The sequence below is a fragment of the Streptomyces sp. Wb2n-11 genome, from assembly GCF_001049855.1.
GTDB classification, from domain to species: Bacteria; Actinomycetota; Actinomycetes; order Streptomycetales; family Streptomycetaceae; genus Streptomyces; species Streptomyces altiplanensis.
This window is the reverse complement of record NZ_CVPB01000001.1, coordinates 5,888,962-5,904,141: the sequence shown is the minus strand read 5'-3', so window position 1 is coordinate 5,904,141 and position 15,180 is coordinate 5,888,962. Positions and strand designations below refer to the sequence as shown.

13 protein-coding genes and 1 pseudogene are annotated in these 15,180 nt (G+C 69.1%); 13 read left to right on the top strand and 1 reads right to left on the bottom strand.

Features of this window, described 5'->3' with window-relative positions; all coding sequences use genetic code 11:
• Positions 1–57 precede the first annotated feature (57 nt).
• The 10 genes and pseudogenes from BN1555_RS26920 to BN1555_RS26875 all read left to right on the top strand — a co-directional run bounded on the left by BN1555_RS26920 (position 58) and on the right by BN1555_RS26875 (position 9,269).
• A complete protein-coding gene (locus BN1555_RS26920) occupies positions 58–366 on the top strand; it encodes a DUF6112 family protein (RefSeq protein ID WP_093801774.1) in 309 nt (102 codons plus the stop codon).
• Positions 366–1,052 (top strand): hypothetical protein, encoded by a 687-nt coding sequence (locus BN1555_RS26915; protein WP_093801773.1) that lies wholly within the window; start codon positions 366–368, stop codon positions 1,050–1,052. Before BN1555_RS26920 ends, BN1555_RS26915 begins: the two co-directional genes overlap by 1 nt.
• A 27-nt stretch (positions 1,053–1,079) precedes the next feature.
• On the top strand, positions 1,080–2,465 hold the full coding sequence (locus BN1555_RS26910) for an SCO6881 family protein (RefSeq protein ID WP_093801772.1): 1,386 nt from the start codon (positions 1,080–1,082) through the stop codon (positions 2,463–2,465).
• Positions 2,466–2,634: 169 nt separating this feature from the next.
• Positions 2,635–4,101 (top strand): SCO6880 family protein, encoded by a 1,467-nt coding sequence (locus tag BN1555_RS26905; protein WP_093801771.1) that lies wholly within the window; start codon positions 2,635–2,637, stop codon positions 4,099–4,101.
• Positions 4,102–4,136: 35 nt separating this feature from the next.
• Positions 4,137–4,589, top strand: coding sequence for a DUF6238 family protein (locus tag BN1555_RS26900; protein ID WP_093801770.1), 453 nt, complete (start codon positions 4,137–4,139; stop codon positions 4,587–4,589).
• A 25-nt stretch (positions 4,590–4,614) separates the two neighbouring features.
• Positions 4,615–6,120, top strand: a complete 1,506-nt coding sequence (locus tag BN1555_RS26895; protein WP_176710145.1) for an ATP-binding protein — start codon at positions 4,615–4,617, stop codon at positions 6,118–6,120.
• Between the two features lie 33 nt (positions 6,121–6,153).
• Complete coding sequence (locus BN1555_RS26890) at positions 6,154–6,606, top strand: hypothetical protein (protein WP_255306194.1); 453 nt, start codon at positions 6,154–6,156, stop codon at positions 6,604–6,606.
• A gap of 26 nt (positions 6,607–6,632) precedes the next feature.
• Positions 6,633–7,238, top strand: a pseudogene (locus tag BN1555_RS40665) (hypothetical protein); the annotation flags it as partial.
• Between the two features lie 188 nt (positions 7,239–7,426).
• Positions 7,427–8,572, top strand: a complete 1,146-nt coding sequence (locus BN1555_RS40660) for a hypothetical protein (RefSeq protein ID WP_255306486.1) — start codon at positions 7,427–7,429, stop codon at positions 8,570–8,572.
• Positions 8,573–8,669: 97 nt separating this feature from the next.
• On the top strand, positions 8,670–9,269 hold the full coding sequence (locus tag BN1555_RS26875; protein ID WP_255306193.1) for a hypothetical protein: 600 nt from the start codon (positions 8,670–8,672) through the stop codon (positions 9,267–9,269).
• A gap of 2,879 nt (positions 9,270–12,148) precedes the next feature.
• On the opposite strand, the gene BN1555_RS26870 is transcribed toward BN1555_RS26875, so the two are convergent.
• A complete protein-coding gene (locus BN1555_RS26870; protein WP_093801769.1) occupies positions 12,149–13,150 on the bottom strand; it encodes an IS630 family transposase in 1,002 nt (333 codons plus the stop codon).
• A 583-nt stretch (positions 13,151–13,733) separates the two neighbouring features.
• On the opposite strand from BN1555_RS26870, the gene BN1555_RS41365 reads away from it, so the two are divergent.
• The 3 genes from BN1555_RS41365 to BN1555_RS26860 are packed head-to-tail and all read left to right on the top strand — an operon-like array spanning position 13,734 to position 15,174.
• A complete protein-coding gene (locus BN1555_RS41365) occupies positions 13,734–13,988 on the top strand; it encodes a hypothetical protein (RefSeq protein ID WP_304364447.1) in 255 nt (84 codons plus the stop codon).
• Entirely contained in the window at positions 13,985–14,467 is a 483-nt protein-coding gene (locus tag BN1555_RS26865) for a hypothetical protein (RefSeq protein ID WP_255306192.1), read from the top strand. The genes BN1555_RS41365 and BN1555_RS26865 overlap by 4 nt, the downstream gene beginning before the upstream one ends.
• A 50-nt stretch (positions 14,468–14,517) precedes the next feature.
• Positions 14,518–15,174, top strand: coding sequence for a hypothetical protein (locus BN1555_RS26860; RefSeq protein ID WP_093801768.1), 657 nt, complete (start codon positions 14,518–14,520; stop codon positions 15,172–15,174).
• Positions 15,175–15,180: the final 6 nt, after the last annotated feature.

Below are 15,180 nucleotides of genomic sequence, written 5' to 3'. Positions count from 1 at the left end.
CACCGCCGCTCCACCCTCGCGGGCTTTGGCGTGCATTCAATCGAACTGGAGTTCTTCATGTATCTCGCCGATCAGGTCATTCAGCTCGCCTACGATCCCGGGATCAAGCCGAACGAGGGCGGTCTGCCGGGCCTGTCTGTCCTCAAGCAGGTGATGGGCTCGATCAATCTCTTCGGCCTCGTCGCGGCGGTCGGCGCCCTCGCCGTCAGCGCGGGCGTGTGGGCCTGGGGCCACCATTCGGGCGGTCATCAGGCGGAGGCGAACGGGAAGAAGGGTGTGCTGGTGGGCGCCGGCGCGGCCTTGCTGCTGGGCGCGGCAAATGGCGTGGTGGCGTTCTTCTCGACGCTGGGGACGCAGGTCCGCTGATGGCTTCTCACTCCACTCACCCCGGCGGCGCATCTGGTGTGCGCCGCCGGGCGCTGCTCGGCACCGTCGTCCTGGTGGTGCTCGTCGCCCTCGCCGGCCTGGCCGCGTACCTCACCCGTGACGGCAGGGGTCCCTCCGAAGCCCCTGCTCCACCGTCGAGTTCGCCCACGGCTTCCTCCTCAGCTTCCTCGTCCGGGCCGCTCGCGCCGCACACCCGTCCTCGTGCCCTGCCGGTCCCGCCGAAGACCCGTGACCCGATCGCGTTCGGGAAGGCAGCCGCAGTAGCGCTGTGGTCCTACGACACCCGCGCGTACTCCCAGGCAGAGCTGCGGAAGGCTCTGCGCGGGTGGCTGACCACGGAGGCGAAGTACGCCGACCCGGCCTCGGTCGACAAGGCCGTCCCTTCGCCCGTGCTGTGGAAGGAGATGTCCGCCAACGGCCAGTTGGCCACCGCCAAGGTGCACGAGGGGCACTTCCCGAACGCCTTCACCCGGGCCCTTCAGGAAGACCCCGGGGCGATCACCCAGGCGTACGTCTACGCCGTCACGGTCTCCGGCAAGCAGTCGATCGCCTGGAAGGGCTCGCCCGCCGGCGGTGCGGAGAGCCGTTCCACTACCCTCGCGGTCCAGTGCCGTCCCCACCAGCCCTGCGCTCTGGTCGGCGTCATGCCGTCCGTCGCGCCCTGACCCCCGTTCAAGGAAGGAGGTACGACCATGGGAGTCTGCGACTTCCCGCTGATGGACAAGGTGTGCGGCGCCGTCGACTTCGCCGCCAACCCCGCCGGAGCCGTCACCGACGGCATCGGCGCGTGGATCGCGAAGTCGGCCGGTGAACTGGCGGCCAGCGCGGCCGATCTCGCCGCCAAGGCCGTCAACGAGACAACTGCCATCGACCTCAACGCCGGATGGTTTAGGGACAACTACGAGCTGCTGCTGCCCATCGGGCTCGCGCTGACCGTCGGGACGTTCTGCATCCAGCTCATGTTCGCCGCCTGGCGGCGGGACGATCGCGCCCTGGCCCAGGCCGCGATCGGCACCATGACCGGCGTCCTGTTCAGCTTCTGTGCCATCGCCTTCACCACCGTGGCCATCACCGTGGTCGACGCCCTGTCCGACGGCCTGTTCCAAGCGGCCAACACCTCCGTCGACGATGCGATCCGGCGCGTGGTGAAGGTCAACGAACTGGGGGCGATGTACGGCCTGGGCTGGGGCGTCCCCTCATTGGTCGCCCTGGGGTGTGCGATCGGAGCCTTCCTGTACTGGGGTGTGATGGTCGCCCGCAAGGTCGGCGTCCTGATCATGGTCGCGCTCGCCGTCTTCGCCGGGGCCGGCGGTGGCTGGGAGGTGGCCAAGCGGTGGCGGCGCGGCTGGATCGAGGCCACCGCCACCCTGGTGGTCTCCAAGCTGTTGATGACCGTGGTCTTCCTGATCGGTGTCTCCGCCATGGGCAAGACCGACGCCAATGACGGCATGTCGGCCCTGTCCGACGCGATGGCGGGCATCGTCGTGATGGTCCTGGTGCTGCTGTGCCCGTACGCGACGTACAAGTTCGTCCACTGGGCCAGCGACGGCGGCGGCCACGACGACCTGCACCGCACCAGCGTCGCCGGCATGGCGGTCGCCGCAGGAGCGGCGAAGACCGCGGGCACCCTGGCGATGCAGGCCGGCACCGGCGCCCCCGCTCCGCAGGGTCCGAACCAGGTCCCCGGTGCGGGTGCCGACGGGGTCGCCTCCGGGATCAATCCCGCCGGCGGCAGCCTCAGCAAGGAGGGCATCGACGCCGGGCCGCCCAGGCAGCAGGCCCGCTTCCGGTACGGCGAGGACCCGAACGCCACCGGCGACAAGGGCCGGGCCCTGATCCAGCGACCGGGGATCCCACCGCTGATCACGCGTCCCGGCGAGGACGAAGCGGAAGGGTCGGAGGCGACCGTCCAGAGCATCACCAGTGGCTCCGGTCATCTCGCCGGCGCGTCGACGCCGGGCGGCAACATGACCTCCATGCCGCCTGTCGGCTCCGCGCCCTCGACCGCCGGCACCCCGGCCGCGCCGCCACCTCCCGCCGGACCGTCGGCCGCCGGTTCTCCGACGCCGACGAACTAGGTGTTCCCCACTCAGCCGCCTGCGGGTTCCTGACCCATCACGCCCAGGGGGTGGGCTGTACCCCACGGCCCGCCCCCACCCCGCCCGGCTACCAGAGGAGCTTCGCCATGACGTCCAGAAGAGTGCCATGCACCCCGTCCTTCGCCCGCTCCCACCGACTGGAACCACCATGTCCGGCAAGCACCAGACACCTACAGCCACCGTGAAGTTCCCCCACCGCAGCAGGCGCGGCATCCTTCTCGGCCTGACCGCCCCGCAACTGATCGTCGCCGGTCTCACCGGCCTTCTTCTGCTCGCCGTGGTCCTGGCCCGCGGCGTGGTCGGCGCTCTGCAGCTCATCCCGCTGTGGGCCGTCATCACCCTCCTTGTCTTCGTCCGTCACCGGGGCCGTGCCCTGGCGGACTGGGCGCCGATCGTCACCCGGTACGTCCTGCGCCGGGTGCGCGGCCAGCTCCTCTGGCTCACCCGGCCCTCCCGTCGGCCGACCCGCGAGGGTCTCCTTCACCTGCCCGGCACCGCCGCCAGCCTGCGCGTGGTCACCGCGCCCGACGGTAGGTACGGTGCGGTCCACGATCCGCACAGCGGCACGCTGACCGCCGTGGTCAAGGTCTCCTCCCGTGCTTACGCGCTGCTGGATCCGGGTACCCAGCAGGCCAACGTCAGCGGTTGGGGGCGTGCGCTGGCCGCGCTTGCCCGCACCGGTCAGGTCACCCGCATCCAGGTGATCGAGCGCACCGTCCCGGACTCCGGCGACGCGCTTCGCCGCTACTGGGAAGAGCACGGCCAGCCCGACGCCCCCATGGCCGGCGCGATCTACAACGAGCTGATCCAGAGCGCGGGCCCAGCGGCGGCCCCGCACGAGGCGTACGTCGCGGTGTCGCTGGACGCCAAGGCGGCGCGACGCCTGATCAATCAGGCCGGCGGCGGTCTGACGGGTTCCTTCAGTGTGCTGGCGCAGCTGACCTCCACCTTCGATCAGGCTGCGCGGACCGCCGGGCTCAACCCCACCGGGTGGCTCACCTCGCGCGAGATCGCGGCCGTCGTGCGCACCGCATACGACCCCAAGTCCCTCGCGACGCTGGACCGATGGTCGCCCGCCGGTCGCCCCGAGGCCGAGCCCGCCGCCGCCGGACCCGTCGTGGTGGTCGAGAAGGCGGACCACATCGCGACCGACTCGGCCGTCCACGCCACGTACTGGGTGGAGAACTGGCCGAGGACCGAAACCAGCGCGGGCTTCCTGCACCAGCTCCTGTTCACCGGCGGGGTCCGGCGCACTCTGTCGCTCTCCTACGAGCCGAAGGGACTGGACGCCGCCCTGCGCGACGTTCAGCGCAAGAAGGCCAGCGTGATCGCCGATGTCGCCGAGCGGGCCCGGCGCGGTCAGGTCGATTCCGAGGCGGACTCGATCGAGTACCAGGACATCAAGTCCCGCGAGCGCCAGCTCATCGCGGGGCACGCCGATGTCGCTCTGACCGGGCTGCTGACCGTCTCGGCCGACTCCGAGGACGAACTCCGCTCCGCCTGCACGGTCGTGGAGACCGCCGCCGTCGGCGCCCAGCTCGACGTCCGGCCGCTGACCTGGCAGCAGGCCGAGGCGTTCACCGCCGCCGCCCTGCCGCTCGCGCTCGCCGCCTGACGTCGGCCCTTCCCTCCCCTCGAAAGAGCACCCTCATGTCCCGCACCGCCAGCCCGACCGCGCAGGACTTCGTGCCCTTCGCCACCGCCGCGCTCGACTTCCACCGCGCGCTCAACCTCCCCGGCGGCCCGCTCGTCACCACCCGCGCCGAGCTGGACGCCCTGCACGCCCACCTCGTCTCGCTGCACGGCCTGCTCGACGCCCATACCGCCCGCACCGGTCAGCTCGTGCCGGCCGAGGGTGACCAGCTGGGTACCGCCCGCACCCGGATCTGGCAGGCCGCCGACCACGTCCACGCCGCCTACCACGCGGCGCCCCGGCCGGACTCCGGTGAGGTGCCCGAGCGTGAGGCGTGCCAGGCAGGTCTGCCTGAAGGGGCGCCGGAGCTGACCATCTGCCAGCGCCACCAGCGCACCGCGCACCTGGTGCGCCGCCGCACCACCCCGGCCGACCTGCACGCGCCGTTCACCGGCCTCGTCCGCCGCTGACCCACCTCTGCCTGGAGAAACGTTCATGCCCCGCACCCGCGCCAGCGCCTCCCCCCTGTTCGTGCCGCACAAGGCTTCACGGGCCGAGCAGAGGGCCGCCCGCGCCGGTTTCGCCGAGGCCCGCCGCCAGGCCCGCCTCGCCGGAACCCCGCTCAAGCACCGCGCCGAGCAGACCCTCGACCCGGAGCTACGGCCGACTTATCCGCCGTCGGGTCGTCCCGGTCCGGCCTCGGCCCGGGGCGGCAAGCTCAACCTGCCCGCCCACCGAATGACCACCGCCACGGCTTCGGGGGCCTACCCGTTCGTGGCCGAGGGCGGCCTGGGGGCGGAGGGCATCTTCATCGGCCGCGATGTCCACGCCGAAGCCGCCTTCTGCTTCGATCCGTTCTCGCTGTACAGCAGCGGCCGGATCGAAGGCTTTACCAACCCCAACGTCGTCCTCGCCGGGATCATCGGCATGGGCAAGTCCGCCCTCGCGAAGTCCATCGCCACCCGGTCGATCGCCCACGGCTACCGGATCTACATCCCGTGCGATCCGAAGGGTGAGTGGACCGGTGTCGCGCAGGCCCTCGGCGGCTACAGCATCGCGCTGGGCCCGGGGCTGCCGGGCAGGTTGAACCCGCTGGACGCCCCGGCCCGGCCCGCCTCCGTCAGCGAGGAGGACTGGTCGACCGAGGTCCGAAAGCGGCGCCTGCTGCTCCTGGCCGGCCTGGCGCGCACCGTGCTGAAGCGCGATCTGCTGCCGATGGAGCACACCGCCCTGGACCTCGCCCTCGACCTGGTCGTCGCCGAGGCCACCGCCCATGGCACGGTGCCCCTGCTCGGCAAGATCGCCCACGCCCTCGGCTCGCCCGAACGCCTCGACCTGGCCCTCGGCCACCAAGGCGGGCGCCTGGGGTCGGCCGCCCAGGACCTCGCGCACGCCCTGCGCCGCCTGGTGCACGGCGATCTGAGCGGCATGTTCGACGCCCCCTCGACGGTGGCCTTCGACCCGACCACGCCGATGCTGTCCATCGACCTCTCCCGCCTCGGCGGCTCCGGCGACGACACCGCGCTGGTCCTCGCGATGACCTGCGCGAGCGCGTGGATGGAGTCCGCCCTCGCCGACCCCGACGGCGGCCGACGCTGGGTGATCTACGACGAAGCCTGGCGGCTGATGCGGCACGTCGGCCTACTGGAACGCATGCAGAGCCAATGGAAGCTCTCCCGAGGACTCGGCATCGCGAATCTGATGGTCATCCATAGGTTGTCGGACCTGCTCAGCGCGGGTGATGCCGGCTCGCGCGGCCGGGTACTGGCCGAGGGCCTCCTGGCCGACTGCTCCACCCGCATCATCTACCGCCAGGAACCCGACCAGCTCGCCGCCGCCGCGTCGCTCCTCGGCCTGACCGGAGTCGAAACCCAAGCGGTGTCCGCCCTGACCAAGGGCCGGGGCCTGTGGAAAGTCGCCGGCCGCAGCTTCATCACCCAGCACATCCTGCACCCGGTGGAACGTGAGCTGTTCGATACCGACGCCCGCATGTCGGCCTAGCTCAACCAGCCACTTTTATAAGGGAGTTGCCTCTTGCCTTCAACCATACTGCGGGCAGGCCACCGGACTCACGAAAACGTCCGAACTCCGGTCGCCGACACACCGGCCGCCGACAGGAACGACCGTCTCGTCGCCGCCCGGCCCGAGGAGTTCGAGGAGCTGTTCTCCACGATCCTCACGGAGGACTCCGGCGCGGTGGCCCGGCTGCACCAGACACTCGAAACCGCCTCCGGGTGGTGCCGCACTCACGGCGCCTGCGGCAGCGCTGCCGAGCTGGACGCCCTCGCCGGACGCCTAGCCGATCTCGGCGAGGAGCTGCATCTCGTGCGGGAGGGCGTGGGCCACGAGATCCGCTCGCATCGGGCGGCAACGGCGGCCCGTACCTCCCCGGCCGTCTCGGCACGAGGAGCTTCCGCCGGTCCGCCAACCGCGACGTCTGCTCCTCTGCCTCCGGCCACCGTCCGCTCGCTGCCGTGCTCACGGTGAAGACCGGCCAGGAACAAGGACCGATCATGTCTACTTCTTCCCCATCGGCCGACCACCAGCCGCCGTCGGCCACCGATCACCTGGAGTGGCGGCGGCATCTCCCGGCACTGGCCTCGGCCGCCGCCGGCATCAACCAGGCGTCCGACGCCTGGGACGCGGTCTCGGACTCCTTCTGCGTCCAGGACGGCTGGCCCATCGACCAAAAGGGCTACGAGGACGGCAAGGTGAAGCGCGACGCCGAGGCGTGGAGGCACGCCGAGGTCTTCCTCGATCACGGCCCCGAGGTGCTGGCCGGGGTCCGCGCCGCCGCCGGCGGTCCCGACTATGTCGAGGGGCCGATCAGCGACGACCTCCGACGGCTGCGCGGGATCGACACCACCCTGGTACGAGCAGGTCAGCTCCGGCACGAGTGGGACCAGATCATGGCGCTCATGGACGCCTCGCAACCGGGATCACTCCAGCTCTACCAGGAGCGCGCGGAGGAGCACCGCAATTCCGAGGGCTGGCACTACGCGCACGAGCTGTCCTACCAGGGCCCGGCGCTCGTCCGGGCCGCCGAGTACCTGGCCGACCGGGCGGACCCCGAGCAGCCTTCGCAGACCGAACGTGCGCGCGTGGCCCTCGCCCGGTCCGCTTCCGGCGCCCGCGGCGTCGAACCCGCCGGTCCCCGGTCGTTCCCGCTGACGCTCCTAGCACCGAGTCGCGGCAGCGCCAAACCAACCGATCGCCGGATCCTCATAAATCGCCGCTCCCCTTCCAGCCCCCACAGATCTGCGGCTCCCACCACCGACCCGGGGGCAACCGGCAACGGAGAAACCCCATGCACCCCGATAACGCCCTCATCACCTTCAAACAGGAGGGCTCACACGTCCTCGCATGGATCAGTACATCGTCCGTCTCACCTGCGGATGACGCTTCCGAACGGGACCACCGGTACGACTACCTCACTGCTCCCCTCCGGCAGCGCGGCCTGGAGTGCACCGTCGAGTACGGCCTCAGCGACTACGTCGTCCACGCCGAGCTTCCCGACGGCAGTTCGCTGCTCATCTCTCCCCCGCAGGAACCGCCCTCCGAGCACCCCGAATCCCCCGAGAGCTGGACGGTGACCCGCCACCGGTCCGCCGAGCCCGCGGTGTACGAAGTGATCTACGACTCGGAGCCCGACGGCCCCGATGCCCAGCACGGCGGCAGCGTCCCGGATCTGCTCGCCGCCGTCGACGCGCGCCTGGACCGGCTCGGCGTGCCTCCGCGACCGGAGCAGAAACGATCCGCTGAGGAACGAGCCGCCGGCACGGTGCTCTACCGCGCGGGCTTCGTCCCCGCCGTGGCGTTCGGCGGTGCGCACTACTACCGGCTGCCCTCGGCCATGACCGACCCGGCCGAGCAACGGCAGGTGGTGACCCGGGCCTTCGACATGCTGCAGGCCGAGGGCTTCCACCTCGCCTGTGCCCCTGCCCTCCTGGAACCCAGCCTCCCTCTTGCCCTGACCCACGAGATGAGTCTCGGCGACCGTCTCGGGCACCTGGCCCAGTCCATCCAGGCGGCAACGCACACGAGCGAGGCGGTCGCCTCGCTGAGCGAGCTGGCCGCTCCCGGCGACGGTGTTCTCCAGCGGGTCGTCGAGATCCTCGACACGACAGCTGGCTGGTGGGAGGGGTTCGGCGACACAGCCGACCACCGCTACGCGGACCGCCTGCGCCTCATCGCCGGGGACTTGGACTCCTACGCGGTCGAGCTTCGAGCGATACGCGACTACCTGGCCGACCGCCACACCACCCACCCCAACAAGGCTCGAGCGCAGGCGGACCGGACCGCTCCGCCGCCCTCTGCCTCACCACGAGTGAGCGCCGCTCTCGCACCTTCACCGTCGCTCGGACAGCGCACGGTCCCGGTCCGTCCGCCGGCAGAGTCGTCCGCGCGCACCGTGCTGCCGTCCGTACGCCCCTCGTCCACCCCCGGTCGCTGACCACCCACCGCCTTGGAGTTCTCCGTGTACCGCACCGGCAGAAGTGATTCGGCCCTCGACCACCACTGCGACCGAGCCCACCCCGGATGGATCCGCCATGCCCAGCCACTACGACGTGTTGCCCGATCTCGCCTTCGGCCACCACTCCGTCTACGGCATCGTCGCCGCTAACCCGAAGAACCTCGCGGCCAGCGCGTGGATGCTGGAGAGGCTCGACTTCCACCCCCTTCCGAGCCAGCCGACGTTGTACGCCCTGACCGATCAGAATCGTGACGGACAGGGTCGTACGACCCGAGCAGTCGCGCTGCTGCGCAAGTCCGGCTATCGAGTCGACGTGGACGCTGTGTTCGATCCCTCGCTGGCACCCGATGCGGCGCCCGTCCGCGACCGGGTCCCGCTCGGCGAACCCGATGTCGCCTTCGCCGAGCATCCGCGGCTCGGCATCGTCGCGGCCATCGACGACCGCGCCTCCGGGCTCACCGGACTCGCCCTGGTGGAACACGGCTGGCGGCACAACCCGCGCCTGGACATCTACACGTTGCCCGCCACCACCAGCCGTGACGAGGCCCTGGGGAAGGTCGCCGGCGCCACGCTGTCGCTGCACCGGTCCGGCGTCCAGGTCGCGGTGCAGCCCCGCCTCGCTCAGGACGTAGCAGCGCGCCCCCCGCCCTGCTGCCGCGCCGACCGCGTCCCGTGAGCGCGGCCAGGGCACTCCCCGCACGTCTCCGGTCAGCGCCGCCGCGCTCGCCGCCAGCCCGGCCCGTGCTGGCCTGCCGGGCAAGGCACCGGTCCCCGCTGCGGCGGCCCGGCCGGTCGACCCCCGCATCACGTTCTCCCGCCCCCGCTGATCCAACTCCCGTAAGGAGCAATTCCCATGGCCGTTGCCGGTAAGCCGGACTATCGCAACGTATGGAATGCCAGCCACATCTTGTGAAGCAAGGCGCTGCCCGTGAAGTGCGCGTACAAGCACAAAGCTTTGCATTACCGCTGTTGGATGCCCAGAGCCCGGCTCATCCGTAGCAGGCCCACGGACGGAGGGACCCTTCGGCGAGCCAGCCTCCAGCCCCCACTTCGGCCCGCAGGTGCCGTCAGTGCTGGTGCACCGCCGCAGACAAGCATGGTGGCGGCGCACCAGCACTCGATTACAGCGCGTGGTCCAAAAGCCAGCCGATCACAGCCCGGGTGGCGCCGGAGAGGATGGCGGCAAGAGCAGGGAAGGCAACCTTGGTACGCGCTCGTCGCTTCGGGCGATCGTCTCGGCTATGGGGCATTGAGAACCTCCATGGTTCGCAGTTTGTGACAAGCTGCTGGCCAGCTCCGAGCCCACGATTCCTGGAGCAGGGACAGCGCAGCTCAGTTGCGATGGGGGACGATCACGAAACCGTGGATGTGCTGTTCAGGCCACCGCCCCAGACGACAAGCGAGAACATGGCGCGATGAGTGGAGATAAGAGGAGAGAGACGGCGCGACGCCCACGTGTGATCGCGCGTCCGCGGCTTGCCGCGGGGCCGCTGCGAGACCTCAAGGAGCTGCTGTACAGGCTGTACCTGGAAGCGGACGCGCCGCGCATGGACGAGGTGGCCGCGGCGATCGCAGAAGACGATGGACTGCTGGGTGCGCCGAGTAAGGACACCGTGCACCGCTGCCTGGTATCGGCCGAAGTTCCGCCAAGCCAGGCCGATGTAGCCGCAATTGCGGCGGTGTTGGCTCGGATGGCGGCGTGGGATCCGAACGACGCTCGGGCGCGTGCACGGGACTTGTGGGTGCAGGCCCGCATGGCTGTGCCACTGGGGCAGCCGATCGCCGAGTGCGACCCCATTGCGCTGGAAGTCCACCGTGCCGTTGACGTATCACTGGTAAACGACGGGGCTGAGTTGCCGCAGCTGCCGACGTATGTGCAGCGTGCACACGACAAGAAGCTGCGGGAGGTGGTTGATCGAGCGGCAGCCGGGATTACTGGAATCGCTGTCCTGGTCGGTGGCTCATCTACCGGTAAGACCCGCGCTTGTTGGGAAGCGGTTCAGTATCTGCCTGCGGACTGGCGGCTGTGGCATCCCATTGACCCAAGTCACTCGGAGGCAGTCCTTGATCAGTTGCCTATGATCGGCCCGCGCACTGTGGTGTGGCTCAATGAAGCCCAGCACTACCTTGGCGCTTCCGGGGAACAGGTTGCAGCTCGCCTGCGTGACGTGATGCGCGATCCTGATCGTGCTCCGATCCTCGTCCTGGGCACAATGTGGCCGAACCACTGGGATGTGCTGACTGCTGCACCCTCATCAGGCGACGTGCCACAAGCTCACGCCCAGACCCGTGCACTTCTATCCGGGACTGCCATCCGCGTGTCGTCAAGTTTCGACGAGGCGGCACTGCGAAGCCTGCGGACCGCAGCTGTCGACGACGCACGCCTCCGTCAGGCCGTTGACCAGGCTGAGCAGGGGAGGATTACACAGTATCTTGCCGGAGGCCCCAGCCTTGTCGAGCGTTACGAGACCGCACCGCCAGCGGCGCGGGCCCTAGTCAATGCTGCGTTGGACGCCCGCCGGCTGGGCCACGGTTTAGACCTCCCCATGACATTCCTAGAAAGCGCGGCGTGGGCCTATCTCGACGAATTTGAGCAGGACCAGCTTGGCGACGACTGGCTGGAGAAGGCGTTGGCCTACACCGCCGCCGCTGTACACGGAGTTCGTGGCCTGCTGGCTCGTCGCCGACAGCGCCCGCCCGGACCTGATACCACGAAACTAGATTTGCCCACGTATCGGCTGGCCGATTACATCGAACAACATGGCCAGCTGGAGCGCCGCTATCTCATACCTCCTGAAGGTTTCTGGAATGCTGTAACAGATCACATCCATGCACCCGATTATCTCATGAATTTCGCCAACGCCGCCCATATCAGATGGCGAAAGCAACTGGCGGCAGAGCTCTATGGGCGAGTTATCGCCACTCACCCCAAGGCGATGACGGAATTAATCAAGCTACTTATCGAAGCAGAAAAAGACGAAGATCTACAAAGCCTAGCTTGCATACAAACGGACTTCGGCGATTCACTCCCACGAATTCAGATAGCCATAGCGTATGCGGAGAGGGGGGTCCGAGATAAGGCCAAAAAGTTCGCCCTCCAAGCCATTGATGCCGGCCAACCCAACACTCTGAACGTGTTGGACCGCATATTGGCGAACAGGAAGGAGCGGACCGGAGGAGCTTCTTTTAATATTCCTGGTGACGAAGTCGCCCTCCAGCGTCGCCGAACACGCAGAAGTCCACAAGATTGGTACGACACTCCCGTGTGGTCTTACCCAGCCAGCTCAGGACGTGCACCGTGGGTACTGGCCGAAGTCGCCGGACTGCAGCAAGAAGCCGAGCGCCTTGCGGAGGAGGCCGCGAGGGCTGGGGCCACCTGGGCATGGCTGAACATAGCGGAAGTGCGCCTAGAAACTGAGGCCAAGGCTGAGGAGATCGACCACTTGATAGTTCGTGCCGCCGATGCTGGCAATCTCAGGGCTCTCGAATGGCTGGCTGGAAGAAGGGCTGCAGTCGGTGACAATGCTGAGGCAAGCCGCTTGGCACTGCTATTGATCAGAAACTCATGGGGTTCTCGTCCAGGGTGTAACGGACGTGTGGGCCGCCGAAGTAGCCGCGGACGATGTGCGGCTGGCGTTGGCGTCTGCGGAAGAAGCGGCGGGTCTCGGCGGCGAGTTCGGCCTGGTCGTGGGCCCGGTGCTGCCGGGGCAGGCTGTGCTTGAGGTCGGCGTTGACCAGCTCGTCGGGGTTCAGCTCGGGCGAGTACGGCGGCAGGAAGTGCAGCTCGATGTCGTCAGGGTGGGCAGCGAGCCAGTCGCGGACCTTCTTGGAGCGGTGGGCGGAGTGCCCGTCGACGACGAGGTGGACCTTGGTCTCGAAGTGGCCGGCGAGCCGGTCCAGGAAGCGGCACATCACCTCCGCGGTGAAGCTCTCGGTGAAGACCATGAAGTGCATCCGGCCCTTGGTGCTGATCGCCGACATCGCGTTCACCGAGAACCGGTTCCCGCTCCGCCGCACCACTGGTGTCCTGCCCTTCTCTCCCCAGGTGCGGCCGGTGACCTGGTCGGATCGAATGCCGACCTGGTCGGCGAAGAGGACCTCACCGCCCTCGGCCTTCGCCTTCGCGCGGATCTTCGGCCAGGTCTCCTCGTGCCAGCGCCGGACGGCCTCCGGGTCCTGCTCGACGGCCCGCTTGTCCGGGCGCTGGAAGGACAGGCCCCACCGCTTCAGGTACTTGCCCACTCCCGGTTCGGTCAGCCGCACCCGGTACAGCTTCGCGATCAGGTCACCGATCAGCCGCCGCGTCCACAACTGTCCGCTCAGCCCCACGTCGCAGGGTCGGTGGTCGAGGACCGCCTGCCGCACCGCGGCCTGCTCGGCCTCCCCGAGCACCTGGTGCACCCCGACCGGCTTGCCCCGCGGCTGCATGACCAGCGCCTCTCGTCCGCCGGCCTGCCACTTCGCCCACCACTTGTCGACCGCCTTCAGCGACACCCCGAACACCGCCGCCACATCCTCACGGTCCCGCCCCGCCACCAACGCGGCCACCGCCCGCAACCGCAGGACCTCCTGCGCCGACGGCGACAAATGCCGCGCATCCCCCACCAGATCGTTCACACCCCACCAACGACCCAGAACCCAAACCGTTTCGGATCAATAGCGCTCAATGCAGGTAACCCGGGGGCGACGATGCATCTAGTGCCCCTTAATAAGGATTCTTATCGCACACGACTGCAACTAATGCGATACGGATTGACGATCGAAGGGGAGATCTCTGGTGCCTGGTGATCACAGCACACTTCGCGCCGGATGATGGATCGATCAGCGCTCCTCTGAGCTGGACGACCTCACCGAGCTGCTCCAGGCCGCCACCGAGGCCGACCGGCCGACCGAGAACCCTCACTTCTGACCGCCCGGTGTCCCGTTGCGGTGGGGCACCGGCCCCCTTCTTCCCGTCGGCGATCTGATGCGCCGGGCGAGTGCCGGCCTCTACCAGCGATCTTCGGCCGGTCCAAATCCCGGAATCGGCGGACTCTCTCCTTGACAGTCCACCCATCGGGCCCTCGTTCCATCGCTCGCCTCCGAGCTGGGGCACCTGCCCGCCGCTTCTGACCCGACCCGCCGAGCCCAGGAGGCCCACGTGCCTGCTCCTCCGATCACCATCACGTCCGAGTTCAGCGGCAGCGTCGTGGCCAAGGGGGCCACCGACGATCTCTCCGCCTCACTCCTGAAGCACGCCGGCTTCCAGCAGATCGACGACTGGCACGGCCGGCGTCATCGCCTTCCCACCACCACCACAATCGCCGACAAGGTCGCCATCGCCACCCACGCGGCCGAGATGCTCCGCGCCGCCCGCTACGACGTCGCCCTCCCTCCCTGGACATGGCCCGGATGAGCACTCCGGCACACCCCCTCGGGCCCTACGCCGCCGGATCGGAACTCCTCCAGATCACGGACCGGATCAGGTCGGCCGAGAACGGTGCCGCTCTCCAGCAAGCGGTCGACCACCTCCTTCACCCCGAGCACGGCGCTCTGGAGCGCGTACGGGAAGCGCTGGAGGCAGCGGGCGAGCAGATCAACGACCTCGATGACGAGGCTTACGCGCTCGCCAACCGGTTCGGCTTCGCCTCGGAGTTCGTCAGCTCGGCACAGTCCGAACTCGTCGGCTCCGAGGTCGAGCTGCGCCGTGTCGGCAACGCGCAGCAGCCCCAGACCGAGACGCGGACGCACGCCCCGAAGTTGCCCGACCACCGGACTGCTCTGGCCACGTCGCTGGCCGCGGCGAAGGCCAAGGTCTCCCCGGCCCTCGGCGTCGATGTGGCGCATTCCAGCGCGGCCGTACGCCCGCCGCACGCCCCTGGTCCGCGGCGGTGATCCGGCACCCACCCGGCTTGGTCGCCCAGGACAACCATCAAGGAGCACTCGTGCCCGAGTTCTATCCGAACATCGGCGATGCCGTCGGTGCCGCGATGCAGCACAACATCCGCCTCGCCCACGGCCCCGACAAGCCACTGCAGGTCCGTCATCTGCCCAGCGCTTCCGCCGACCCCCACTCCGTCACCGGGATGATTGCCCGTCTTACCGAGGACGCGACGCCCGACGAGGTCGCGGGGATCATCGAGGAGGTCAATGGTGCACTGGTCGGGGCCCTGCCTCAACTGACCGAACTCGTCGCTGCTGCCGCCGACTGGACCCGTGTCCGTCTGGCGTTCGACGACCCGCACCACAATCCCGTCTTCGAGACCTGGACGCGGCTGGCCGCCGCCCACGTGATGCTCCTGGACGTCCAGGAGCAGTTGGAGGTCGCCGAGGACGGGGTCGCCGCATGCCCCGCCGAGCGGACCGACCCCAGGCACCACGAAAGGGTCAACGTCCTGCAGAACCGGGAACTGCTCGACGATGTCCTCGGCACCGGCACAGTCCCCGTACCGGCTTCCGCCCGAAATCCGGAAGCGGACCGGCAGCGTGCCGCCCGTACCTCCTCGCCGCAGGTCGGCCCCCGACGGCCGTCGTCGCCGACCAGCACCCCGGCCACCGCCCCACCCCCGTCCGCGACACGCCCCGCCACCCGCCCCCGCTGAAACGCT